We start from the raw sequence: 23076 nt of genomic DNA, 5'->3' as shown, positions 1-23076 counted from the left end.
CGCCTATAGTCGGGGCACATATCTTCGACAACAAAGGCCCGCAGCATGAAGCTAGAATTTCACCATATCAATTTCGTCTCCGAAGATGTGGATCGGTTGCACGCGTTCTACACGGGTGTTTTGGGGTTGGACGACATCCCAATCCAATCTTTCCCGCGCCCTGAGGCAACTTCGCAAAGCGGGTATGATGGTAAAATTCGTTTTGCCACGGATGGGCAGATGCAGATGCATCTTGCCACAAAGGATTTGTCTGTCGCCTTTCGCAATGGCGAGGTGATCAACCCTGTTGAACGCGGGCATATTGCCTTTCGCACAGATGACATTGCAGCCTTTATGGCGCTGCTTGACCAACATAACATTCCTTATTCCGATTATGGCACTGCCTTTGCGAAAGAATGGCATCAGGTCTTTTTCCATGATCCCGAGGGCAATGTGATCGAGGTGCACCAAGCTGTATGATGGGGGGTCTGTGGCTTCTTTTTGGGACGGCTTTCCTTGCGGCAAGCCTAATCCCCGCGCAATCTGAGGCGGTCTTGGTTGGTCTAATCCTTGGCCAGACCTATCCCGTCTGGCTGTTGGTCTTGGTCGCTGGGATTGGCAATGTTTTGGGCTCTTGTTTTAATTGGGGTTTGGGGCGCGTGGCTGAAACACAAGCCGATAAACGCTGGTTTCCGATATCCCGCGCGAATTTGGCCCGCGCGCAAGACCGCTATCAGCGTTGGGGTTGGATCAGCCTTTTGGCCTCATGGGTGCCAATTATCGGTGATCCGATTACGCTTGCCGCAGGGGTGATGCGCGAGCCTCTTTGGCGGTTTGTATCGGTTGTCAGCATCGCCAAATTTGGTCGATATATCGTTTTGGCGACCACTGTTTTGGGTGCTGTGCATTTCTTTTGAGATTGGGGGTTTCCAGCGGGCATTCTCTCTCTATCTCCCGCCTTACACAGATCAAAGCCGAGGAAAAAATAATGAGCGATTGTGGATGCGGACGTTCGCCAACGGGTAAATGTGTGGGTTGGCATAATCTGACCGAAGAAGAATATCTCGAAAAGAAAGATGCTTGGCAAAAGCGTCAGGCCGAAAAAGACGCCAAGTGATCCGCGCGGCACTCAAACGGTTTGGGGGTTGAGAAAGAGACTGATCTGCGTGCCACTTTGAGCATGGGCGTTATTTAAGCGCGCAATCAAGGACATCGAACGAAAAAGACGGGGCGCGTGACGGCGTATGGGTTGGGAGAGTCGCCCCATACGCCGTTTTCGTTTTGATGGTTAAAAGCGGAAATTAGGCAAATCAAAAAAATTATCATTTTGATCTTTTATGATAGGTAGTAATTTTATAGGCTCGGCTTAAGCAGCGCTGCCCATTTAGTAGTTTGGGGCGGCGTTTTGGTTTCGTATGTTAGTTGGTGAGGGTAGTTTGATGTCAAAGCAGATGGCGCTGGTCGATCTTAATCTATTGGCCGAAACAAGCCGATTTCCAGTTTTGAAAGGTTTCATGCGTTCGCCAGCGCATTGGGAATTGCTTTGTAATATCTATGTCCTAGATGGCGATGAAACCTATGGCATCAACGACTATATCGACATGTGCAAAACGGGCAGTGTGACCCGATTGACGCTCTCCAATTTTCTGCGCGCGCAAATTTCGAATGGCGCCTTGGAGGTGCAATTTGGTGCCAAGAAAAGCCGCAAAACCCTGACCTTGTCCAACAGCCTGAAGGCAGAGGTCGAGAACTATTTTGCGCTGCGCACTCGCTTGATGAAAGAGCAAGCCTAAGCCAAAACGCGCCCTGAACTGCGCCGGAAGTCGCCTTTGGTAGGCGCAGTGTCGCAGCATTGACGGCGCAGATTGGCGAAATAGGTGTTTCACATTCCCCATGGCAGGGTTTATCAGCGTGATAGCAAACGCAATTGGCCGTGCCTATCTTGCGGATATGAACCATGGGCTATCATTTTGGGGGATGGTTGGTGATGACCTCTTTTTCAGGACTTTCAAATAAACTCACTGGGTTGATACGGCGCAGCTTGATAGCGGCGGCCGTTGGCTTTGCTGCGCTCCCCTCTATGTCTCATGCGCAAGAGGTGACGTTACGACTTCACCAATTCTTGCCCGCACAATCCGTTGTGCCTGCGCAGATTTTGGATGTCTGGGCCGATAATGTCGAAGCGGCCTCTGGCGGTCGGATTGAGATTGAACGCTATCCATCTATGCAGCTTGGCGGCACGCCGCCTGAATTGATTGACCAACTCCGCGATGGTGTGGCGGATATTGTTTGGACTGTGGTGGGCTATACGCCCGGCCGCTTCCCCACCACTGAGGTTTTTGAGCTGCCCTTCATGGTCGAAGATGCGGCAGCGGCCTCACACGCCTATTGGACGATGTTCGAGCGGCACATGGCGCAAGGTGAATTCGCCGATTACCATGTTTTGGGGACTTGGGTGCATGGCCCGGGCGTGTTCCACGCCAATGCGCCCATTTCAGTGCCCAGTGACCTTGAGGGGATGAAAATCCGTGGTGGCTCGCGACTTGTGAACCAACTGCTAGAGCAATTGGGGGCCGAACCAGTTGGTATGCCTGCCCCCGCTGTTCCCGAGGCTCTTTCGCGCGGCGTGATTGATGGTGCGACCTTCCCGTGGGAGGTTACATCCTCTGTGCGCGTGGCTGAGTTGATCTCTTATCACACCGAATTCGAAGGGCCTGCCGTCTATAACCTCACCTTTGTTATGGCGATGAATAAGGATGTTTACGCGGGGCTGCCCGATGATCTGAAGGCGGTCATTGACGCAAATTCAGGGCTAGAGTTCTCCGTTTTTGCGGGACGCACACAGCAAGCCGCAGATGCGCCTGCACGCGATATTGCCGTGGATTTGGGAAATGAAATCATCACGATCCCAGAGGCGGATGCAGCCCAATGGCGCGATCTTGCCGCGCCTGTATACGAGGCATGGGTGGCCGATATGGCGGCGCAGGGGCGTGATGGCGCGGCTCTGATTGATGAGGCGCGCGCCTTGATGGCCGAATATGAGGCCGCAAACCCCTAAGCCCAAGTGGAAGGGGATATGCGCCTCATGTTGGACAGGTTCTTTCATCGCGTGGCGATTGTAATGGCCCTCGCGGGGGGCATTGTTTTATGCGCTGTGATTGTGATGGTGGGCCTGTCCGTTTTTGGGCGCGCCTTTAGCGACCTTGCTCATGGCCTGCGTGATAGTCTGCCTTTCTCACAAGCGCTGATTGATCTGGGCCTTGGGGCTATTCGTGGTGATTTTGAATTGGTCGAAGCGGCCCTAGGATTTGTCATTTTCGCCTTCATGCCCCTTGCGTCTTTGCAGCGGGCGCATGCACGGGTTGACCTTTTGACCCCCTATCTGCCCCGCAGCGTAAAGAGGGGAAGTAATCACTTGAGCGCATGGGGATTTGCCACGGCATTTGCCGTCATGGCGGCCATGTTGTCAGTGGGAACATGGTCAAAATATCAATCAGGTCAGACCTCGTTTATCCTCGCCATTCCCGTATGGATGCCGCAAGCGGCGGCTGTCATTGCGGCTTGGGTGGCGGCCATAGTCGCGCTCTATCTAGCGATGCGCCAATTTGGGCAAGGGTCGCAAGATGAGTGATCTTTGGATCGGCATCCTGTCTTTTCCGACCTTGCTTGCGCTGATTTTTCTGCGCATCCCGATTGGGTTGGCAATGTTTGGAGTTGGCTTTTTGGGCCTGTCTGCCGTGCAGGGGGACGCCAGTTTGGCCTTAGGGCGACTGCGAAGTGAAAGCTACACGACATTCTCAAATTATGCGCTCTCCATCATCCCGATGTTTCTTTTGATGGGCCATTTCGCCACTTTGGGTGGAATGAGCCGTGCGCTTTTTGATGCGGCGGCCTCTTTCTTAGGGCATCGGCGGGGTGGGGTAGCGATGGCTGCGATTGGGGCCTGTGCGGGGTTTGGGGCCATTTGCGGCTCCTCCCTGGCCACAGCGGCCACGATGGGGCGGGTTGCCTTGCCCGAACTGCGCGTCAAGGGCTATTCGGGGGGGCTTGCCACCGCCACATTGGCGGCAGGGGGCACCTTGGGCATTTTGATCCCCCCCTCCATCGTTTTGGTGATTTATGCGATCCTGACGGAACAAAATATCGCTAAGCTTTTCGCCGCCGCGCTGATCCCTGGGGTTTTGGCGGCCCTTGGGTATATGGCGGCCATTGCGATTTATATGCGCCGCCACCCTCAGGAAGGCAGGCTGAGCCCGCGTGCCCCTTGGGTGATGCGCGCGCGGGCTTTGCGCGCAACTTGGCCTGTGTTGGCGGTGTTTTTGGTGGTGGTGGGCGGCATTTATGGGGGCATTTTCACCCCCACCGAGGGCGCTGCAATCGGCGCGCTTGGGGCGGGTGGTGTGGCTTGGGCGCAGGGCGGTTTGACGCGCGAAACCCTCGCGCAAAGCCTGCTGCAAACGGCAAGTTCGACCGCGATGATATTTTTCATCATTCTAGGCGCTGCCTATTTCAATGGGTTTCTTGCCCTCACCCAAGTGCCGCAAGGCTTGGCCGAATGGGTTGGGGGTCTGGGATGGAACCCCTATGTGATCCTCTTGCTGATCTTGTGCCTTTACCTGCTGTTTGGCTGCGTCATGGACAGCTTGTCGATGATCCTTCTCACGATACCGATTTTTTCCCCTGTCATCTTATCCCTTGATTTCGGCCTGTTGGATTTCACTTCGCTACAGCTTGAGGCTGTGGCCGAGGTTCTGCGCGGTGATCTCTCTGGCTTTGCAGCGGATCAATTGGCCGAGGCGCGGGCCGCCTTGGAGGCAGGCCTCCCCCTTGCCCAAGATACGGCGCGGGCATTGGGGATCAATTTGACAGAGGCGCGTGTCGCGCGGATGGAGGCCGAATTGGTGGCTATTTGGTTCGGCATCCTTGTGCTGATTGTGGTGGAAACAGGGTTGATTACGCCACCTGTTGGGATGAACCTCTTTGTGATTTCCGCAATGGATCGCGACACGCCTGTCTCGGCCACCTATCGGGCGGTTTTTTATTTTGTTACCAGTGATCTGTTGCGCGTGGCCTTATTGGTGGCCTTTCCTGCGATCACTTTGATCTGGCTGATCTAAGCCTTGCTCGTGCCGCGCTGCGGGCTAGGATAGCAGAAATCTGAAAAACTTCGGCAGGGAGAGAGACAGCAATGGCAAAACTTGCATTTTTGGGCTTGGGCGTGATGGGCTATCCGATGGCGGGCCATCTGCAAAAAGCGGGTCACGAGGTGACAGTCTATAACCGCACCACCGCCAAGGTAGAGAAATGGGCGGCAGAGTATGGGGGCGGCTTCGCCACCACCCCTCGCGCTGCCGCCGAGGGCGCGGATGTGGTTTTGTCTTGCGTGGGCAATGACGATGATTTGCGGGCCGTTGTGCTTGGGGATAAGGGCGCTTTGGCAGGTATGGCCAAGGGCGCGCTTTACGTGGATCACACGACAGTTTCCGCGATTGTCACGCGTGAGCTTGGCGCAACCGCAGCCGCATCTGGTGTGGGTTGGGTTGATGCCCCCGTCTCAGGGGGGCAGGCAGGCGCAGAAAATGGACAACTTGCCATCATGTGCGGTGGTGCGGATGCCGATTTCGCCCGTGCAGAGAGCATCGTTGCCGCTTATTCCAAGGCGACAGTCCATTTCGGGGAATTGGGCAATGGCCAAATCACCAAAATGATCAATCAAGTCTGTATCGCAGGCGCCATTCAAGCCGTTTCTGAAGGGCTGTTCTTCGCGATGCAGGCAGGTCTTGATGCGAAAAAAGTGGCCGCCCTTGTGTCGCAAGGGGCGGGCGGGTCATGGCAATTGGCCAATCGCGCCGAGACAATGGTGGACAATAAGTTCAATCACGGCTTTGCGGTGGATTGGATGCGCAAAGACCTCGCCATTGCCTTGGGGCAGGCCAAGGAATTGGGCATTTCACTGCCTGTGACCGCCATGGTGGATCAATATTACGGCGATGTGCAGGCTTTGGGGGGCGGGCGTTGGGATACGTCTAGCCTGATCCAACGCTTCCGCAAATTGCATGATATGGATATCTAACGCATGGAACAGTCGGCGGCCCCCACGGATCTTGAGGGGTTTTTGCGGGATATATTTGACGCGGCGATTGCCGCCGTTGATCCGCGCACAATTCTTGCTCCCTATTTGCCTCGGCGCCCAAAGGGCCGCGTGGTGGTTATGGGGGCGGGGAAGGCCACAGCGCGGATGGCGCAGGCGGTTGAGGCCGCATGGGGGCCATGCGAGGGGCTGATTGCCGTGCCCCATGGCGCAAGCCTGCCTTTGCAGGGGATCGAGGTGGTAGAAACCGCCCACCCCGTGCCTGACGCGGCCAGTGAAGCCACGGCGGTGCGTCTGCTTGAACTGGCGCAAGGCTTAGGCGCGGATGATCTTGCGCTGTTTCTCATCTCTGGTGGGGGATCGGCGCTTTTGGCCGCCCCTGCCCAAGGGGTTAGTCTTGCTGATAAGCAAGCGGTGCATCGCGCGCTTTTGCGCTCGGGCGCGTCCATTTCGCAAATGAATATTTTGCGAAAGCACCTCTCTGCGATCAAAGGCGGCCATTTGGCTGTGGCGGCCCATCCCGCGCAGGTGGTGACCCTCTTGATCTCGGATGTGCCAGGCGATGACCCCGCGATTATTGCATCGGGGCCGACTGTCCCCGACCCGTCAACCATAGATGAGGCGCGCGCCATTGTGGGGCGTTACGCCCTTGATCTGCCGCCAAGCGTATCGGCGCGCCTTGGGTCAGGGCAGGGCACGCCGTCCGCGGATCACCCTGTATTCGGGGCAGCACAGACCCATATGATTGCAACGCCCATGGCGTCGTTACGCGCCGCGCAGTCGCGTGCGAAGGCGCTTTGGTCTGATCTGAACGTGGTGATCTTGGGTGACGCTTTGGAGGGGGAAGCGCGCGATTTTGGCCAAGCCATGGCAGGGATCACGCAATCCATCTTGCGTCACGGTGCACCATTTTCGGCGCCTGTGTTGCTTTTGTCGGGCGGGGAAACCACCGTCACCATTGGGCAGGCCAAGCCTGGGCGGGGTGGCCGCAATTCCGAGTTTCTTTTGTCCTTTGCCACCCATGCGCCCCAAGGGGTTTATGCTTTGGCCTGTGATACGGATGGGATAGATGGGGCAGGCACCAATGCAGGCGCGATCTGGTCTCCGCGCGTGGCCCGCCAAGGCGCAGAACTCGATAAACGCGCCTTTCTTGCGGCCCATGATGCATTGCAGTTTTTTGAGATGGCAGATGGTGTTGTCACCACTGGCCCAACCCATACCAACGTGAATGATTTTCGGGCCATCCTGATCCCTGCGGATGCTGCGCTATGATTGCCCTTGATGGCTTGAATTTTAAGGTCCTTGCCGACTTTGACGCGATTTTGGATGTGCGCAGCCCATCTGAATTTGCAGAAGATCATATGCCCAATGCCATCAGTTGCCCCGTGCTGTCCGATGAGGAGCGCGCGCGGGTTGGCACGGTTTACAAACAAGACAGCCCCTTTGCCGCGCGCAAGATCGGGGCGGCCTTAGTTGCGCGGAACGCGGCGTATCACATTGAAACCCAACTGTCCCATCATGACGGCGCATGGCGTCCCTTGGTTTATTGTTGGCGTGGGGGGCAGAGATCCAATTCTTTCGCAACCATATTGCGCCAAATCGGATGGCGGGCAGAAGTGGTTGAGGGCGGCTATCGCGCATATCGCAGATTGATCGTGGCACGGCTTTACGAACAGCCTTTGGGGCTGCGGATCATTCGCCTTGATGGCAATACGGGCAGCGCCAAGACGGAAATCTTGAACCGCCTTGATGCGCGCGAGGTGCAGGTGTTGGATCTTGAAGGCATGGCGCGCCACCGCGGTTCGAGCTTGGGTCAAATGGCAGGGGTGCAGCCGAGCCAAAAAGCATATGAATCTGCGATTGCCGCAAAACTGGGTCGCTTTGACTCGTCCCGCCCCGTTCTAGTTGAGGCAGAGTCTGCGCGCATCGGCATGTTGCGCATACCGCCCATGCTGTGGGTCGCGATGCGCGACAGCCCGCGTATCATGCTAGATATCAGCCCTGCTGCCCGCGCCACCTATCTCGCCAAAGCATATGCAGATTTAACCGCAGATCAGGTGGAATTTGCCGCGCGACTTGAGCATTTGCGCGGGCTGCAAAGCAACGAACGCCTTGATCAGTGGCAAGATATGATCCGCCAAGGGGCGTGGCCTGATTTGGCGCTTGAGTTGATCAAGCATCATTATGACCCTGCCTATGCGCGCTTGCGCAGCACAGAGGCAGAGGGGTCGCAGATGATGCGCATCACAAAAGGCAGCCTTGGCCCCGCAGAGATAGCCCAAATCGTGGATGAGATCGCAGCCGCGCTTTAACGGCGGCGGTCGCGTCTGGTGCTCATGGGTTGGAAGGCAACGCCAACATGGGCCTCGCAATAGGGTTTACCCTGTTGCACAGGCAGGCCGCAGAAATAAAAATTCTCTGTGGCGGGGTCGCCAATGGGCCATTTGCAGGTGCGCTCGGTCAACTCCATCAGGCTGATCCGCTTGGCGTGGTTTTCCACTTCTTTCACCTTGGCCAAGGCCTCGGGGCTGATTTCATTTGCCGAAGGCTGCGGCGGCAATGGTTGACCTGCGGGAACAATCGGTTTGCGCAAAGGCGTGACATTATTCGCGCGTGGCACAGGGGCTGTGGCAGGGGCTTCTGCTGCGGGGCGCGGCTTGGGGCTTGGTTTCGTCTCAGCGGCTGTGTCGCGCTTTGCATTGGCGCGCGCCGTTGCGGCGTTTGGCTCGGCAGGGGCCTTCGTCTCTTTGGGCGCTTTGGCCGTGCTTGCAGGGGTGGTGGTCGAGCGGTTCGACAAACCCAAGCGATGCACTTTGCCGATGACGGCGTTGCGCGTAACCCCGCCCAACTCTTTGGCGATTTGGCTTGCGGATTGCCCTTCGGCCCACATTTTCTTGAGTAGCTCTACGCGCTCATCGGTCCAGGACATCACGTCCCTCCTGCATCAGATATGGCTTTGTGGCCCTTGCGGCCCATCCTTACACAGCGCAATCGCGCCAGTCATAAAGATAGGGATATGGGCGTTTTACACCCGAAAGTGAAGCCCTATTCTAACTGTCCCACTCGCCAAGACAAGAGGCGAAGCGGTGGCGAAAGGGTCAAGGCGGCGGCTGACCTTGTCAAAGCATGGGGGGTTGAGATGCGGCAGGGGCTGCTCTACCTGTTGGGGCATCGATAAAGGGCGGAGAGCAGGCAATGTCAGCAGAAATGGGCGCGCGCCGATTTGGTCGGATGAATTGGTTGGGTCTTTATACCTTGATCTGGCGCGAGGTGATGCGCTTTGCCACTGTGTGGAGCCAAACAATTCTCGCGCCTTTGGTGACTGCCGCCTTGTTCATTGCGATTTTCTCGCTCGCCATTGGTGCAAAACGCGGGGATGTGATGGGGGTGCCGTTTGTGCATTTCATTGCGCCGGGGATATTGATGATGACAGTCATCCAAAACGCATTTGCCAACACGTCCTCCTCCCTCGTGATTTCAAAGGTGCAGGGCAATATCGTTGATACATTGATGCCGCCCTTGAGCCCGCTTGAATTGGTTGTGGGGTATATGGCGGGCGGTATCGCGCGCGGGATTTTGGTGGCGCTTTGCACGATGGCGGTGATTTTTCCCTTCATCGGGCTTGGGGTTGCGCATCCCCTTTGGGCGCTTGTCTTTGTGATCCTTGGCGCGGGGTTTTTGGGTCTTGTCGGCGTTGTCGCGGGGATCATCGCGCAGAAATTCGACCAGATTGCCGCGATCACAAATTTCATTGTGACCCCGCTGAGCTTTCTTTCAGGCACATTCTATTCGATCGAGGGCCTGCCCAATTGGCTTTATGTGGTGAGCCACGTTAACCCAGTTTTCTATCTGATTGATGGTTTGCGCTATTCAGTCTTGGGTGTGTCGGACAGCAGCCCCGTTTTGGGGCTCGCTGTCGCAGGTGGCGCCACGGTTGCCATTGCCTTTGCGGCTTGGGCGATGTTCCGTTCAGGCTATCGCCTCAAGAGTTAAAGACCAAGACACCACCGCATCACGGCTTTTTGGGCGTGCAGGCGGTTTTCGGCCTCGTCAAAGATCACGGATTGTGGGCCATCCATCACCTCATTGGTGACCTCTTCGCCGCGATGCGCGGGCAGGCAATGCATGAATAATGCATCTTCCTTGGCCTGTGCCATCAGCGCGGCATTGATCTGATAGGGGCGCAATTGGTTGTGGCGGCGTTCCTTGGTGGTTTGGCTGTCATGCATCGACACCCATGTATCTGTCACAACCAAATCTGCCCCCTCCACGGCACGCGCAGGATCGCGCACAATTTCGATTTTCGAGCCTTTGGCGCGGGCTTCTTCGATGAAGACGCGCTCAGGATCAAGGGTTTCGGGGCCCGTAAAAGTCAGGTCAAACCCAAACTGCCCTGCGGCATGGATCATTGAGGCGCAGACATTGTTTCCGTCTCCCGACCAGACCACTTTTTTGCCTGCAATCGGCCCGCGATGTTCCTCATAGGTCAGGATATCGGCGATGATCTGGCAAGGATGGGTGCGGTTGGTCAGCCCGTTGATGACAGGCACGGTGGCATTCTCTGCCAATTCCAACAGCACATCCTCCTCGAAGGTGCGGATCATGATCAGATCAACATAGCGAGACAACACCCGCGCCGTATCTGCGATGGTTTCGCCATGGCCAAGCTGCATTTCGCTGCCAGAAAGCACCATGGATTGGCCGCCCATCTGGCGCACGCCCACATCGAAAGAAACGCGGGTGCGGGTCGAGGGTTTTTCAAAGATCAGCGCCACCATATGCCCTGCAAGCGGCTGCGCGTCATCGGCTGCCCCTTTGGACCGGCCTGCCCGTGCTTGTTTCATCGCGGCCGCCTGATCAATAATAGCCCGTAAATCGCTTGGCGTTGTTTTATGGATATCGAGAAAATGGTTCATTGTTTTTTCTTTCATTCGCGGCAGCGATCACGCGCCTGCGTCAAGGGATTCAAGCGCATGTGACAGCCGCGACACTGCCTCTTGCGCTTCGTTTGCGGTCAAGGTGAGGGGAGGCAGGAGGCGCACCACATTATCCGCGGCAGGCACGCTGAGCATCAATTGCGTTTGCGCGGCGCGCACAAGATCAAGGTTGCTGATTTTGCACTTCAGACCGAGCATCAGACCCTTGCCGCGCACCTCCTCGAGATGGTTGGGGAATTGTGCGATCAAACCCTCTAAGCCCTGACGCAACACACCGCTGACCCGCGAGACATGATCAAAAAATCCATCTTCTAGCATGGCCTCCATAACGGCGGTGCCAACCGCACAGGCCAAAGGATTGCCGCCATAGGTTGACCCGTGGCTGCCTGCAACCATGCCGCTGCCCGCGTCTTCGGTGGCGAGAACCGCACCCAGTGGAAAGCCGCCGCCAATGCCCTTGGCAACCATCATGATGTCAGGGGTTACGCCTGCCCATTCATGGGCGAACAGCCGCCCCGTGCGGCCCATGCCACATTGCACCTCATCAAAGATCAGCACCGTGCCTGTCTTGTCGCACAGATCACGCAGACCTTTTAGGCATTGCTCAGGCACGGGACGAATCCCGCCTTCGCCTTGGATCGGCTCGATGATGACGGCGCAGGTTTGATCTGTGATGGCCGCTTCAAGCGCGGCGTGGTCGCCCCATTTCAAATGCGTGAAATTTGGCATTAACGGGCCAAAGCCCTTGATCATCTTCTCAGACCCTGCCGCTGCAATTGCACCCGTTGAGCGGCCGTGAAACGCGCCCTCAAAGGCGACAATCTCGACACGATGCGCCGCGCCTTTTTCAGCATGATATTTGCGTGCCATCTTGATCGCCAACTCGGCGCTCTCGGTGCCTGAATTGGTGAAAAAGACCCGATCTGCGAATGAATGTTCGGTCAATAGATCACCAAGGCGCTCCTGTTCAGGGATCGTGTAGAGATTGGAGACGTGCCACAGTTTTTGTGCTTGATCATTGAGCGACTGCACCAGTTTGGGATGGGCATGACCGAGCGCGTTGACCGCAATGCCCGCCGTCATGTCCAAAAATCGGCGACCATCTGCCTCGACCAGCCAAGCGCCTTCACCCTTCACGAAGGAAAGCGGAGTGCGGTTATAGGTTGGAAGAATCGAGGAAGTCATCGCTCGGAAATCCTTGTGGTTGACCGCGTCATCAGCGGTTTTGTGAAAGTCGGGATTGAACAGAGGAAAAAGCTGCTGCGCAAGGGCAGCGGGACAAAAAATGCACCAAATCGCACACAAGAAGCGGCGGGGAGGGCCAAGGCCTTAGCGTCGGCGGCGCTTTTGAGCGATAGGATGCGGTTTTGTTGTCATGGGCTGCGGCATAAAGTGTTTTCTGCCAACAGGCCAGAGAAAAAACGGCGCCCATCTGAGGGCGCCGTTTTTATGCTTTATGCAACTTGTGCCAAGGCTTGTTTCGGGGTCACGCCAAGGGCAGCGCAAATATCGCGCGTCAATTCAGGCGTGTTGAGGGTGTAAAAATGCAAATCCTCAACGCCGCCTTCGATCAAATCGGTGCAAAGTTCGGTGCACAGGGCGGTCGACAGCAGCGTTTCGCGGTCATCGCGGATGGCCTTTTCATAGGCCTCATCCACCCAAGCGGGGATATTCGCGCCGCAGGCCGATGCAAATCGGCGCACGCGTGTCCAATTGTTGACGGGCAAAATTCCAGGAATAATCGGTGCAGTGATACCCGCATCCGCACAAGCATCGCGGAAGCGGAAAAACGTATCAGCTTCAAAGAAAAACTGTGTGATTGCGGAATTTGCACCCGCATCAACCTTGCGCTTCAGGAACTCGACACAGGCATCTAGGTTTTCTGCCTCTGGATGCGGGTCAGGATAAGCGCCCACACGTAGGTGGAATTTGCCCGTTTTGGCCAAGGCCTCAACCAATTCGACCGAACTTGCAAATCCCTCTGGATGGGGGGTGAATTTGCACGCACCTTTCGGCGGGTCGCCGCGCAATGCCACGATCTCGGTCACGCCCGCCTCAGCATAGCTGTCCGCAATGGCCAAAGTTTCTTCGCGGGTTGCGTTCACACAAGTCAGATGCGCCGCAACCGCAACGCCATAATTTGCGTGGATTGTTTTCACAGCATCATGGGTCAAATCCCGCGTTGTGCCGCCTGCGCCATAGGTCACAGAGACAAACTCGGGCGAGAGCGGGGCCAACTTGCCCAATGTTTCCCACAGGCGGAAGCAGGCCTCAATCGACTGAGGTGGGAAGAATTCGAATGAAATGCGCGGTGTGGACATGGTGATTCTGAAATCCTTGAATTGCTTGAGATCTTGTCGCATAGAGATGTTCAGTGAAGCAAATTCATAAAATTCATCATCAACATGAGGTTGATATGCATATCGAGTTCCGTCACCTGCGCACGATCAAAGCGATCCATGAATGCGGTGGCCTCGCCAAAGCGGCGGATCAGTTGCACATCACGCAAAGTGCCTTGAGCCATCAGATCAAGGGGCTTGAGGATCAAGCGGGGTTGGAACTATTTGTGCGCCGCTCCAAACCCATGCGGCTTTCTGCGGCGGGGATGAAGCTATTGCGTTTGGCTGAAGAAGTTTTGCCACGCATCGAGGCCTTGGAAGATGAGTTTTCAGGCCTTCGGTCTGGCAAAGCGGGGCGGTTGCACATCGCGATTGAATGCCACGCTTGTTTTGACTGGCTTTTGCCCGTGCTTGAGGCTTTCCGCACCGCATGGCCAGAGGTTGATGTCGATATTCGCCCCGGTTTGCAATTCGAGGCCCTGCCTGCCCTTCTGCGCGAGGAGGTGGATTTGGTTGTCTCCTCTGATCCAGAAGATTTGGATGGGGTCGATTTTACCCCGCTCTTTGATTATGAGCCTGTTTTCATCTGCTCTAAGGATCATCCGCTTGCACAAAAGGATTTCATCAGCGCCGAGGATTTCGCGCAGGAAACCTTGATCACATACCCCGTAGATCGCGCGCGGTTGGATGTATTTACCGAAGTTTTGATGCCCGCAGGGATTGAGCCAAAAGCAATTCGGCGGGTCGAGCTCTCTGCCGTGATCGTTCTTTTGGTGGCCTCCATGCGCGGGGTGGCGGTTTTGCCCGATTGGGTTGTGCGGGGGCAGGCGTTGCAAAACGCCTCCATTGTCTCGAAACGCCTGACACAAAGCGGGGTGACCAAACGTCTCTATGGGGCTACGCGTGCCGAAGATACGGCCAAGCCCTTTATGGCCAATGTGCTGCGCCTTGCGCGCACTGAGCCACCAAAATTACAGCGCCGTGGTTAGGGCGCGCGCAGATTTTGAAGAATTCGCGCCCCTGCACCCTTGGCACTTGGCCCCGCGCGGGCTATAGGGCGCGCCTGTTGCTTGGGCGAAACGCCCCCCGAAAGGAATACCGCGATGCAAGGTTCTGCAAATCTCAACGTTATGATCAAAGCTGCCCGTAAAGCGGGGCGCAGCTTGTTGAAAGATTTCCGTGAGGTTGAGAACCTTCAAGTTTCTTTAAAAGGGCCGGGCGATTTCGTAAGCCGTGCGGATCGGGCCGCGGAGGAAATTCTGCGCGAAGAATTGATTGGCGCACGCCCCAATTATGGCTTTTTGGGCGAAGAAGGTGGCGAGATTGCAGGCACTGACCCAACCCGCCGTTGGATTGTTGACCCGCTTGATGGCACGACAAACTATTTGCATGGTCTGGCCCATTGGGCCGTGTCCATCGCGCTTGAGCATAAGGGCGAGGTCGTCTCTGCGGTGGTATATGATCCAAGCCGCGATGAATTGTTTTTTGCCGAAAAAGGTGCGGGCGCGTGGCTTAATGACAGTCAACGCTTGCGCGTCTCCGCCCGCAATCGCTTGATTGAATCAATCTTTGCAATGGGCGTTCCATTTGGCACGCAGAAATATCTGCCCGCTGTCTTGCGCGATATGGGTCAGCTTTTGCCCGTTTGCGCAGGGGTTCGCCGCTTGGGTGCAGGCTCGCTTGATCTCGCCTATGTGGCGGCGGGGCGCTATGAGGGCTTTTGGGATTACCACCTTAAGCCATGGGATTTTGCCGCAGGTCTGTTGATCGTGCGCGAAGCGGGCGGCTTTGTTGAGCCGATCCGCGAAGGGCAGGATATGATGGTGGATGGCCACCTGATTGCCGCCGCTGAGCCGATTTTTGAGGCTTTTGCGAAAATCATCCGCAGCCGCGAGGACAGTTAAACCGCGCGCGCCTTGGGATGGGCGGTTTCGTAAATCTCAACCAATCTTTTGGTGTCAATCGCGGTATAGGCTTGGGTTGTCGATAGGCTTGCATGGCCAAGCAATTCTTGAATGGCGCGCAAATCGCCCCCTGCATTAAGCAGATGGGTTGCAAAGCTGTGCCGCAGCGCGTGCGGTGTAGCGCTTGGGGGCAGGCCAAGCTGCATCCGCGCTTTCTCAACAATCAGTGCAATGATGCGCGGGTTCAGCGCGCCGCCGCGAATGCCGCGAAAAAGCGGCGCATCGGCTGTCAATTCATAAGGGCACAGGTCGGCATAGCGCGCCAATGCGTTGCGTGCAGCGGGCAAGACGGGCAATTCGCGTTCCTTATTGCCCTTGCCGCGCACCCGCAAGACATCGCCTAAGGGGAGGGTCGCCCCTGTGAGGGCCAAAGCCTCACCACGGCGTAAACCGCATCCATAAAGCAGCGTGACAATCGCCAAATCTCGAGCCTGCACCCATGGGCGGTGATCTTCGCTGGCAACTTGGTCAAGCAGGTGGCGTGCATCCCCTTCGCTCAGAGGGCGCGGTAGGCTGCGTTGATAGCGGGGCGCGCGCATAGAGAGCACCACGCTTGCATCAAAGCCATCGTGGTCTGACCACCAATTGTAAAAACTACGCACCGATGACAAGGCGCGCGCCAAAGATCGGGCTGATACACCGCGCGCGCGCATCGCGGCCATATAGGCCCGCATATCGCGCAAGCTGACAGATTTTAGGGCGTTTGGGTCGCGGTTATCTGGGTCATGGCGGGCGTGAAATTCAAGAAAATCACGCAAATCCCGCCCATAGGCCTCGATCGTTGTCTCCGCACGCCCCTCCACCCCGCGCAAATGGGTGATCCATCGCTCGAAAAGATCACGGGTGGCGGGGGCAATCAGCATGGGTTTAGCCCAAATAGGTATGCATCACGCGCTCATAGACGCCTGCAAAAAACGCCAAGAGGTCAGTCCCTTGGCTCGGGCGGAATTGATGCGGGTCTTCTGCGGCAAAAGCCAACATCCCAGGCAGTCGATCTGGCCCCATATCCAGACGCACAAGACCCTCGGATTTGATCCATTCTGCGGCCGTGCCAAAAACCTGTTCGGCATGGGGGCTTGCGCCGCGCAATGTAACCTGACGCGAGGGCACATCGCGCCCGCCTGTGAGATAGGCATCAACAAAACCTGCAGGCACGATGGAGAGAACCTCATCAAGACCGCTCAGGTCATCGGGGTCACGTTCTTCGGCCTCATGGCTTTCGAGAACCAATTTTGCGCGATCAACGCGCAGGATTTCAGGCAGGTCTGCGGCTGTAATTTTCAAAAAATCTTCGAAATTCTCGGCCTCTAACACACGCAACACGGCGCGGTGAATTTGATTAGTGCCCGTCAGATTTTCATAGGCCGCCGCGATCACAGAGCGATGCGTGTCCTCTAGGCGTTCAAGGCGGCTTTCCAATCGCTCCATTGCAATGCCGCGCATATCGACCACATTACCGCCCATCAGCCGATCATTGGCCGAGATCAGAACGCGCATTAGGTCGCGATCCTCTAGGATTAATTCAGGGTCTTTGAGAATGCGCTCACGCCAATCGCCGAGCATTTCTGCTTTCTGTGTCACTGTCCTTGCCTCATTCTGCGCGCCCCGCCTTTTGGGGGGCATCTCATTTGTGCCACGGTCTGGTGCCGTGTTGCTTACTCGCTACGCCGTCACCTTACACCAAAGCTTTTCCGATTTCTGCCCTGTTTTTTCGCTTCTGCAAATTATGGGGCGGTGGGGTCTTGGTTTTGGTGCTTTTCATCGCGGCGCTTGCGTGGTTCTTTGCATATATCCCGCTTGACCTTGAATGCAAAAGAGAATGAACGCCAACGCGATGGAAGCTGATTTTTTCACTGAAGGGACGCTTGTTGGTGTGCTGACCGCTGAACCGCTGGATCGCGTGCTGGATTATCGCGCGCCAGAGGGGGGCTGTGAGATCGGTGCCTTTGTCGAAGTGCCGCTTGGCCCGCGCCGCGTGATTGGCGTGGTTTGGGGGCGGGGGCAGGGGGGCTATGACCCTACAAAAATTCGTAAAATCGCGAATGTGGTTGATGTGGCGCCAATGCGCCCTGAATTGCGCCAATTTCTAGAGCGCGCTGCGCAATACACCTTTACGCCCTTGTCAGCGATGCTGCGTTTGGCCACGCGTGCGCCTGCATTGGGGGCTTCGCCTCAAGCGCGCAGGCTCTATACGCGGGGGGCGACCACGCCGGCACGGATGACGGATGCGCGAGCCCGTGTCATGGATGTGATTGACGAATATGGCGGCGCCGCGCTGTCGCAAACCGAATTGGCGCAGGCGGCAGGGGTCAGCAGCGCGGTCATCAAAGGATTGGTCGAACAAGGCGCATTGGCGCAAGTCGAGGCTCCCCGCGATGCGCCTTTCCCCGCTTTGGATCATCACCTTGAAGGCAAGAACCTCAGCCCTGATCAGGCGGATATCTCGCGCCGCTTGCGCCACAAAATTGCGGTAGGCGGCTTTGGGGCCAGTTTACTCAAGGGGGTCACGGGGTCAGGCAAAACTGAAGTCTATCTTGAGGCGGTTGCGGAGGCTTTGGCGAAAGGTCAACAGGCGCTTGTCCTTTTGCCTGAGATTGCCCTTTCTGCCGAATTCCTGACGCGGGTTGAAGCGCGGTTTGGTGCGCGCCCTGCCGAATGGCATTCAGGGATTACCATGGCCGAACGGCGGCGCGTCTGGAAAATGGTTGGCGAAGGGGGGGCGCAATTGGTGGTGGGCGCGCGCTCTAGCCTGTTCTTGCCGTTCCGCGATTTGGGTTTGATCGTGGTCGATGAAGAACATGATGCCTCCTACAAGCAGGAAGACGGCGTGTTCTATAATGCCCGCGATATGGCTGTTCTGCGCGGCTCCGTTGCAGGCGCGCAGGTGATCTTGGCATCGGCGACCCCTTCGCTTGAGACATGGGCGAATGCGGAGGCGGGTAAATATGAACGCTTTGATCTGCCCGCGCGGTTTGGCGCGTCAGAATTGCCACAGATGAGCGCGATTGATATGCGCCTTGAAGATGTGCCCTCGGGGCAATGGATTTCACCAAGCTTGGCGCATGAGGTGGCGGCGCGTATTTCAGCAGGTGAGCAAAGCCTGCTGTTCCTTAATCGCCGTGGGTTTGCGCCGATCACCCTATGCCGTGCTTGCGGTGTGCAAATCGCCTGTGATCATTGTGATGCCCGCATGGTTGAACACCGCTTTCAAAAGCGGCTGATTTGCCATCAATGCGGAGAGACGAAAGATATTCCCGAAACCTGCCCCGCCTGTGGCGTTGAGGGGAAGTTGACGGCCTTAGGGCCTGGGGTTGAACGCATTGCCGAAGAGGCGCAAGCCCTGTTTCCACAGGCGCGCGTGGCGATTTTATCATCGGATTTGTTTGGCTCCGCCCGAGCGCTGAAAGCGCAGATTGCCGAGATTGCAGAAGGCGGATGCGATATTATCATCGGCACGCAATTGGTGGCCAAGGGGCATAATTTCCCGAACCTCACCTTGGTTGGGGTGGTGGATGCTGATCTTGGGTTGCACGGCTCTGACCTGCGCGCGGCTGAGCGCAGTTTTCAGCTGATGCGCCAAGTTGCGGGCCGCGCAGGGCGCGCTGAAAAAGCAGGGGTCGCCATGATGCAGACCTATCAGCCCGAGCACCCCGTGATCACCGCCATTCTTGCCAATGATGATGAGGGGTTCTGGCGTGCCGAGGCTGCGATGCGCGAAGCGGCCGCGATGCCACCCTATGGCAGGCTCGCGGGGATCGTGATCTCAAGCCCAGATTTGGCCGAATGTTTTGATCTGGGCAATCATCTGGCCCGCCATGATGGTGCGCTGCGCCATATTCAGGCGCAGGTTTTTGGCCCTGCCCCTGCGCCTGTCGCACGGGTGCGGGGGCGGCATCGTGTGCGCCTTTTGGTCAAGGCCCCAAAAGGCGCGCCCATTCAAGCGGCGCTTGCGCACTGGCTGAACGGATTGAAATATTCCAACAAGCTGCGTCTCTCGGTCGATATTGATCCGCAAAGTTTCTATTGATCTGGCAATTTTTGCGCGGGAACTTCCCTTGGCGCGCAAGCCCCGTTAGAAGGCGAGGGTGATTTGACAAGAAGGATCGCATCCATGAGCGCGCGCGGCACATATCCTGACCCCAAGGCAGGTATCATGCAGATTGCCCTTTATCAGGGCGGATTGAGTGCGCTTCAGGGGCATCAAAACCCGATCAAACTGTCGTCAAACGAAAATCCGTTTGGGCCAAGCCCCAAGGCCCGCGCGGCGATTGAGGCGGCAGCGGCGGATATGCACCGCTACCCTGACACGGGCCACACGGCGCTGCGGGCCGCTATAGGCGCTCTGCACGGGCTTGACCCTGATCGCATCATCTGTGGCGTTGGTTCGGATGAGGTGATCCAGTTTCTGTGCCACGCTTTTGCGGGGCAGGGGGATGAGGTTCTGTTCACCGAGCATGGATTTGCCATGTATCGCATCTGTGCACTGATGGTTGGCGCCACACCCGTTGAGGTTCCCGAGGCGGATTTTCGTGTCGATATTGATGCCGTGATCGCGGGGATAACGCCACGCACCCGATTGGTGTTTATTGCTAACCCTGCAAACCCAACTGGCACCTTTCTCAGCCATGAGGAATTGACGCGTTTGGCCGATACAATCCCGCTAAATTGTTTGATGGTCATCGATGCGGCCTATGCAGAGTTTGTCGATGGGTATGATGGCGGCGCAAGCCTCGCAACAGAGCGCGACAATGTTGTGATGACCCGCACCTTTTCCAAGCTTTATGGGCTTGGGGGCCTGCGGGTGGGATGGGGCTATGGCGCGAAAGGGTTGATTGAAATTTTAACGCGTTTGCGTCAGCCCTTTAACCTCTCAACCCTTGCGCTTGCAGGGGCAGAGGCGGCGATTGCAGATCAAGACTTTGCCCAAAATTCGGTGCGCATCAACAATGCCGAGCGCGATACCCTGACGCGAGGCTTGCGTGATTTGGGGATCAAAGTTTCGGACAGTGAAGCGAACTTCATCTTGGCCCGTTTCGAGGATGAGGCGACCGCTGACGCGGCTGATGCGTTTTTCAAATCGCGCGGCATTATCGTGCGGGCGCCAAAGTCTTATAAAATCCCGCATGGGCTGCGGATCACCATCGGGCAGCCCGAGGATAATGTTCATGTTCTGGCGGCAATGCGCGCCTTCAGGGGGGCGAAATGAGCCAGTTTTACACCCGTGTTGCCCTAATCGGTCTGGGGCTGATTGCAGGCTCAATGTCGCTTGCGATGCGCCGCGCGGGTCTTGCTGGCGAGGTGGTGGGCTATGCCCGCTCGCCCCAGACGCGGGATGTCGCGCGCGAAATCGGGCTTTGTGATCATATCGCGGATGATCTGGCCAGCGCGGTTGCGGGTGCGGATTTGGTGGTTCTTTGCGTGCCTGTTGGCGCGATGGAGGCTGTAGCGCGCGAAATGGCCCCGCATTTGGCCACAGGTGCCACAATCTCCGATGTGGGATCGGTGAAGCGCGCGGTGATCGATGCGGTCGCCCCGCATTTGCCACGAGGGGTGGATTTCATCCCAGCGCACCCGCTTGCAGGCACCGAACATTCTGGCCCCCGCTCGGGCTTTGCCGAGTTGTTTGATAATCGCTACGTCCTCCTCACCCCAGAGGCAGACAGCAACCCTGATGCGGTGGCGCGATTGCGCGCCCTGTGGGAAGGGTGCGGTGCCAAGGTTGAGGAAATGGACGCAGATCATCACGATCTGGTTCTTGCCGTCACCAGCCACACACCGCATTTGATCGCCTACACGATGGTCGGTGTCGCTGATGATTTGCGCCGCGTGACGGATAGCGAAGTGATCAAATATTCTGCGGCGGGTTTCCGTGATTTCACCCGCATTGCAGCCTCTGATCCGACCATGTGGCGGGATGTTTTCTTGTCCAACAAAGATGCCACCCTAGAGATTTTGGGGCGCTTTACCGAAGAATTATTCGCCTTGCAGCGCGCTATTCGGCGGGGCGATGGGGATCATCTGCACGCCTATTTCACCCGCACCCGCGCCATTCGGCGCGGCATTATTGAGGCGGGGCAGGATACAGATGCGCCTGATTTTGGCCGGATCCCGCGCAAGAAAGATTAACGCAGGATCAAGCTTGGTGCGGGGCCAATGGGGATCGGCCCTGCAAAGACCGCACCCCCGCTAAAGCGTAAGATGATATCAAGGTTTTCGGGCTGGCCCGAGAGCTGAGCAAAAAACCCAAGCCCGCCATCTAGCATTTGATACAAGTCTTGCGAGATGACCCGAGCGCGCAAGGCCATATCTAACATCGCGCGCCAGTTTTCCGCCCTAAGCGCCAGATCACCCTCAGCTATGCCTTGTGCATCCACTGTGACCGCGCCCGAAGCGCGCAAAACCATATCCCCCCAGATGGCAGAGGCTTCGTCAATTTGGATGGCCGTAAATTGCGGGCGGGCCTGTTCAAGCGCGTCCAAATCCCACGGGCGCTCAAAGGTAAAAGTGGCATCAAGGCTGGATTGCTCGAAAATCGTAGGCATGACCCCCGCAGGATCAAGCCGCGCGCGCAGGCCTTGGGGGAGAGATAACCCCTCGATTGCGGCATTCAGATCATAGGTTTGATCCTCATTCTGCAATCGGGTGAATGTGATCGTGGCCGCGTCTAAACTGGCTTGCCAAGCAGCGTCATTCGCGCGCTGAAGGGTGAGATCGCGCAACTGGGTCGCCGCCCCTGACACTGCCAGATTGCGGGTTGGTTCAAGCTGCAAATTGGACTGAAACTGCGCCGAAGCGATATCGAAACGTGCTTCGGGCGTGGCAAAAACATGGGCGCTTGGCCATGTAACGGATATGTCACCTGCAGACAGCAAGGCCTGATTAATCAAGATTGCTGGGCCTGACCAAAGCCACCCTGTTTCAGGGTCAGCCAGTTCCAAATTCGGGATTGTGGCATTTAGGCTGAGGGGAAAGCCCTTCACCTCAATCGGATCATGTGAGACAAGCCACCCATCGGCTTGGCGTGCTTCGAACCATGCTGCGAGGGTCGATTTGCTTGCTGCGGCAAGCCCAAACCAAACCCCACTGGCCAACAGGCAAAGGGCCGCGATGATGATGAGAACCTTTTTCATGCGCCATTCCTTAACGCTGCGCGTCAGGACTGCCAAGCGCCAAAGCGAGGCGGCATCTCATGTCTGAGGCACAGTTTGAACCTCTCTGGGTCTTTGGCTATGGCAGCCTAATCTGGAACCCAGGCTTTCCTGTTGCGCAGACCGCGCATGCGCGGCTTATCGGATGGCGGCGGTCGTTTTGCATGTCCTCTATTCACCACCGCGGCACGCCCGAGGCACCAGGGTTGGTTTTGGCCTTGGATCAGGCCGAAAATGCCCATTGTGACGGGGTAGCGTTTCGCGTGACTGATGGTCATGAAAGCGCAACCTTGGAATATTTGCGCGAGCGTGAGTTGGTCAGCTCTGCCTATCTTGAGACGCGCCAAACGGTGCATCTGTCAGCGGGTTGGACGCTTGAGAATGTGCTGACTTTTGTCATTGACCCTGACCATTGCCAATATCGCGGCGATCTTGACCTTGAGACCCAAGCCCAGATTATCGCGCGCGCTGTGGGTGGGCGGGGGCCAAACGATGAATATCTGATCAACACAGCCGAGCATTTGCAGCAAATTGGCGTTCCTGATACTGATTTACTGTGGCTACAAGCACGCGTTGCTGACATAAAAGCCGCGATAAAACCATAGTGATTTTGTGTCC

24 protein-coding genes are annotated in these 23076 nt (G+C 56.8%); 17 read left to right on the top strand and 7 right to left on the bottom strand.

What is annotated here, in order from left to right:
* Nucleotides 1-45 precede the first annotated feature (45 nt).
* From AAC622_RS08545 to mnmH, 10 genes are all read left to right on the top strand, one after another.
* Nucleotides 46-459, top strand: a complete 414-nt coding sequence (locus AAC622_RS08545; protein WP_317656331.1) for a VOC family protein — start codon at nt 46-48, stop codon at nt 457-459.
* On the top strand, nt 456-896 hold the full coding sequence (locus AAC622_RS08540; RefSeq protein WP_445322620.1) for a YqaA family protein: 441 nt from the start codon (nt 456-458) through the stop codon (nt 894-896). The genes AAC622_RS08545 and AAC622_RS08540 overlap by 4 nt, the downstream gene beginning before the upstream one ends.
* Before the next feature lie 71 nt (nt 897-967).
* The gene (locus tag AAC622_RS08535) at nt 968-1096 is read left to right on the top strand and encodes a hypothetical protein (RefSeq protein WP_340261629.1); all 129 of its coding nucleotides are present in this window, start codon (nt 968-970) and stop codon (nt 1094-1096) included.
* Between the two features lie 322 nt (nt 1097-1418).
* On the top strand, nt 1419-1772 hold the full coding sequence (locus AAC622_RS08530; RefSeq protein WP_340243444.1) for a hypothetical protein: 354 nt from the start codon (nt 1419-1421) through the stop codon (nt 1770-1772).
* Between the two features lie 194 nt (nt 1773-1966).
* Nucleotides 1967-3037: a TRAP transporter substrate-binding protein gene (locus AAC622_RS08525; protein WP_445322630.1), complete on the top strand. Its 1071-nt coding sequence runs from the start codon at nt 1967-1969 to the stop codon at nt 3035-3037.
* An 18-nt stretch (nt 3038-3055) separates the two neighbouring features.
* Nucleotides 3056-3610 (top strand): TRAP transporter small permease, encoded by a 555-nt coding sequence (locus tag AAC622_RS08520; RefSeq protein WP_340261627.1) that lies wholly within the window; start codon nt 3056-3058, stop codon nt 3608-3610.
* Complete coding sequence (locus AAC622_RS08515; RefSeq protein ID WP_340261624.1) at nt 3603-5096, top strand: TRAP transporter large permease; 1494 nt, start codon at nt 3603-3605, stop codon at nt 5094-5096. Before AAC622_RS08520 ends, AAC622_RS08515 begins: the two co-directional genes overlap by 8 nt.
* Nucleotides 5097-5167: 71 nt before the next feature.
* Nucleotides 5168-6052 (top strand): NAD(P)-dependent oxidoreductase, encoded by an 885-nt coding sequence (locus AAC622_RS08510; protein WP_340261623.1) that lies wholly within the window; start codon nt 5168-5170, stop codon nt 6050-6052.
* Nucleotides 6053-6055: 3 nt separating this feature from the next.
* The gene (locus AAC622_RS08505) at nt 6056-7342 is read left to right on the top strand and encodes a glycerate kinase type-2 family protein (RefSeq protein WP_340261620.1); all 1287 of its coding nucleotides are present in this window, start codon (nt 6056-6058) and stop codon (nt 7340-7342) included.
* Complete coding sequence (gene mnmH / locus AAC622_RS08500) at nt 7339-8382, top strand: tRNA 2-selenouridine(34) synthase MnmH (RefSeq protein ID WP_340261618.1); 1044 nt, start codon at nt 7339-7341, stop codon at nt 8380-8382. Before AAC622_RS08505 ends, mnmH begins: the two co-directional genes overlap by 4 nt.
* Here mnmH and AAC622_RS08495 read toward each other — a convergent pair.
* Nucleotides 8379-8999, bottom strand: coding sequence for a GcrA family cell cycle regulator (locus tag AAC622_RS08495; protein WP_340252483.1), 621 nt, complete (start codon nt 8997-8999; stop codon nt 8379-8381). The genes mnmH and AAC622_RS08495 overlap by 4 nt on opposite strands.
* 266 nt (nt 9000-9265) lie before the next feature.
* Here AAC622_RS08495 and AAC622_RS08490 point away from each other — a divergent pair, with 266 nt between their 5' ends.
* Complete coding sequence (locus tag AAC622_RS08490; protein WP_340252481.1) at nt 9266-10063, top strand: ABC transporter permease; 798 nt, start codon at nt 9266-9268, stop codon at nt 10061-10063.
* Here the strand turns inward: AAC622_RS08490 and argF are convergent.
* The 3 genes from argF to metF all read right to left on the bottom strand — a co-directional run bounded on the left by argF (nt 10060) and on the right by metF (nt 13328).
* A complete protein-coding gene (gene argF, locus AAC622_RS08485) occupies nt 10060-10986 on the bottom strand; it encodes an ornithine carbamoyltransferase (protein WP_340261616.1) in 927 nt (308 codons plus the stop codon). The genes AAC622_RS08490 and argF overlap by 4 nt on opposite strands.
* Before the next feature lie 27 nt (nt 10987-11013).
* The gene (locus tag AAC622_RS08480; RefSeq protein WP_340261614.1) at nt 11014-12192 is read right to left on the bottom strand and encodes an aspartate aminotransferase family protein; all 1179 of its coding nucleotides are present in this window, start codon (nt 12190-12192) and stop codon (nt 11014-11016) included.
* A 269-nt stretch (nt 12193-12461) separates the two neighbouring features.
* Entirely contained in the window at nt 12462-13328 is an 867-nt protein-coding gene (gene metF / locus AAC622_RS08475; RefSeq protein ID WP_340261611.1) for a methylenetetrahydrofolate reductase [NAD(P)H], read from the bottom strand.
* Nucleotides 13329-13423: 95 nt separating this feature from the next.
* On the opposite strand from metF, the gene AAC622_RS08470 reads away from it, so the two are divergent.
* Together AAC622_RS08470 and AAC622_RS08465 are read left to right on the top strand one after the other, a co-directional pair.
* On the top strand, nt 13424-14335 hold the full coding sequence (locus AAC622_RS08470; RefSeq protein ID WP_340263003.1) for a LysR family transcriptional regulator: 912 nt from the start codon (nt 13424-13426) through the stop codon (nt 14333-14335).
* A gap of 114 nt (nt 14336-14449) precedes the next feature.
* On the top strand, nt 14450-15250 hold the full coding sequence (locus AAC622_RS08465) for an inositol monophosphatase family protein (RefSeq protein ID WP_340261608.1): 801 nt from the start codon (nt 14450-14452) through the stop codon (nt 15248-15250).
* Here the strand turns inward: AAC622_RS08465 and AAC622_RS08460 are convergent.
* Entirely contained in the window at nt 15247-16173 is a 927-nt protein-coding gene (locus AAC622_RS08460) for a tyrosine recombinase XerC (RefSeq protein ID WP_340261606.1), read from the bottom strand. The genes AAC622_RS08465 and AAC622_RS08460 overlap by 4 nt on opposite strands.
* Nucleotides 16174-16177: 4 nt before the next feature.
* On the bottom strand, nt 16178-16891 hold the full coding sequence (locus AAC622_RS08455; RefSeq protein WP_445322619.1) for a DUF484 family protein: 714 nt from the start codon (nt 16889-16891) through the stop codon (nt 16178-16180).
* A gap of 238 nt (nt 16892-17129) precedes the next feature.
* Here AAC622_RS08455 and AAC622_RS08450 point away from each other — a divergent pair, with 238 nt between their 5' ends.
* From AAC622_RS08450 to AAC622_RS08440, 3 genes are all read left to right on the top strand, one after another.
* Complete coding sequence (locus AAC622_RS08450) at nt 17130-19337, top strand: primosomal protein N' (RefSeq protein ID WP_445322618.1); 2208 nt, start codon at nt 17130-17132, stop codon at nt 19335-19337.
* 84 nt (nt 19338-19421) lie between these two features.
* Entirely contained in the window at nt 19422-20516 is a 1095-nt protein-coding gene (gene hisC / locus AAC622_RS08445; RefSeq protein ID WP_340261604.1) for a histidinol-phosphate transaminase, read from the top strand.
* Nucleotides 20513-21436 carry a prephenate/arogenate dehydrogenase family protein gene (locus AAC622_RS08440; RefSeq protein ID WP_340252467.1) on the top strand — a complete coding sequence of 308 codons (924 nt, stop codon included), beginning with the start codon at nt 20513-20515 and terminating at the stop codon, nt 21434-21436. Before hisC ends, AAC622_RS08440 begins: the two co-directional genes overlap by 4 nt.
* Here the strand turns inward: AAC622_RS08440 and AAC622_RS08435 are convergent.
* The gene (locus tag AAC622_RS08435; protein WP_340261602.1) at nt 21433-22440 is read right to left on the bottom strand and encodes a DUF2125 domain-containing protein; all 1008 of its coding nucleotides are present in this window, start codon (nt 22438-22440) and stop codon (nt 21433-21435) included. The two genes, AAC622_RS08440 and AAC622_RS08435, sit on opposite strands and share 4 nt — an antisense overlap.
* A 59-nt stretch (nt 22441-22499) precedes the next feature.
* Between AAC622_RS08435 and AAC622_RS08430 the strand changes: the two genes are divergently transcribed.
* Nucleotides 22500-23063 (top strand): gamma-glutamylcyclotransferase, encoded by a 564-nt coding sequence (locus AAC622_RS08430; protein WP_340261600.1) that lies wholly within the window; start codon nt 22500-22502, stop codon nt 23061-23063.
* Nucleotides 23064-23076: the final 13 nt, after the last annotated feature.

Source organism: Roseobacter sp. HKCCA0882 (assembly GCF_037805225.1).
In the GTDB taxonomy this organism is placed as follows: domain Bacteria; phylum Pseudomonadota; class Alphaproteobacteria; order Rhodobacterales; family Rhodobacteraceae; genus M30B80.
This window is presented reverse-complemented; position numbering and strand designations above follow the sequence as displayed.

Bases quoted from the DNA above. Each gene is read 5' to 3' on its own strand.
- AAC622_RS08545 (WP_317656331.1), top strand. From the start codon at position 46: ATGAAGCTAGAATTTCACCATATCAATTTCGTCTCCGAAGATGTGGAT.
- AAC622_RS08540 (WP_445322620.1), top strand. From the start codon at position 456: ATGATGGGGGGTCTGTGGCTTCTTTTTGGGACGGCTTTCCTTGCGGCA.
- AAC622_RS08535 (WP_340261629.1), top strand. From the start codon at position 968: ATGAGCGATTGTGGATGCGGACGTTCGCCAACGGGTAAATGTGTGGGT.
- AAC622_RS08530 (WP_340243444.1), top strand. From the start codon at position 1,419: ATGTCAAAGCAGATGGCGCTGGTCGATCTTAATCTATTGGCCGAAACA.
- AAC622_RS08525 (WP_445322630.1), top strand. From the start codon at position 1,967: ATGACCTCTTTTTCAGGACTTTCAAATAAACTCACTGGGTTGATACGG.
- AAC622_RS08520 (WP_340261627.1), top strand. From the start codon at position 3,056: ATGCGCCTCATGTTGGACAGGTTCTTTCATCGCGTGGCGATTGTAATG.
- AAC622_RS08515 (WP_340261624.1), top strand. From the start codon at position 3,603: ATGAGTGATCTTTGGATCGGCATCCTGTCTTTTCCGACCTTGCTTGCG.
- AAC622_RS08510 (WP_340261623.1), top strand. From the start codon at position 5,168: ATGGCAAAACTTGCATTTTTGGGCTTGGGCGTGATGGGCTATCCGATG.
- AAC622_RS08505 (WP_340261620.1), top strand. From the start codon at position 6,056: ATGGAACAGTCGGCGGCCCCCACGGATCTTGAGGGGTTTTTGCGGGAT.
- mnmH (WP_340261618.1), top strand. From the start codon at position 7,339: ATGATTGCCCTTGATGGCTTGAATTTTAAGGTCCTTGCCGACTTTGAC.
- AAC622_RS08495 (WP_340252483.1), bottom strand. From the start codon at position 8,999: ATGTCCTGGACCGATGAGCGCGTAGAGCTACTCAAGAAAATGTGGGCC.
- AAC622_RS08490 (WP_340252481.1), top strand. From the start codon at position 9,266: ATGTCAGCAGAAATGGGCGCGCGCCGATTTGGTCGGATGAATTGGTTG.
- argF (WP_340261616.1), bottom strand. From the start codon at position 10,986: ATGAACCATTTTCTCGATATCCATAAAACAACGCCAAGCGATTTACGG.
- AAC622_RS08480 (WP_340261614.1), bottom strand. From the start codon at position 12,192: ATGACTTCCTCGATTCTTCCAACCTATAACCGCACTCCGCTTTCCTTC.
- metF (WP_340261611.1), bottom strand. From the start codon at position 13,328: ATGTCCACACCGCGCATTTCATTCGAATTCTTCCCACCTCAGTCGATT.
- AAC622_RS08470 (WP_340263003.1), top strand. From the start codon at position 13,424: ATGCATATCGAGTTCCGTCACCTGCGCACGATCAAAGCGATCCATGAA.
- AAC622_RS08465 (WP_340261608.1), top strand. From the start codon at position 14,450: ATGCAAGGTTCTGCAAATCTCAACGTTATGATCAAAGCTGCCCGTAAA.
- AAC622_RS08460 (WP_340261606.1), bottom strand. From the start codon at position 16,173: ATGCTGATTGCCCCCGCCACCCGTGATCTTTTCGAGCGATGGATCACC.
- AAC622_RS08450 (WP_445322618.1), top strand. From the start codon at position 17,130: ATGAACGCCAACGCGATGGAAGCTGATTTTTTCACTGAAGGGACGCTT.
- hisC (WP_340261604.1), top strand. From the start codon at position 19,422: ATGAGCGCGCGCGGCACATATCCTGACCCCAAGGCAGGTATCATGCAG.
- AAC622_RS08440 (WP_340252467.1), top strand. From the start codon at position 20,513: ATGAGCCAGTTTTACACCCGTGTTGCCCTAATCGGTCTGGGGCTGATT.
- AAC622_RS08435 (WP_340261602.1), bottom strand. From the start codon at position 22,440: ATGAAAAAGGTTCTCATCATCATCGCGGCCCTTTGCCTGTTGGCCAGT.
- AAC622_RS08430 (WP_340261600.1), top strand. From the start codon at position 22,500: ATGTCTGAGGCACAGTTTGAACCTCTCTGGGTCTTTGGCTATGGCAGC.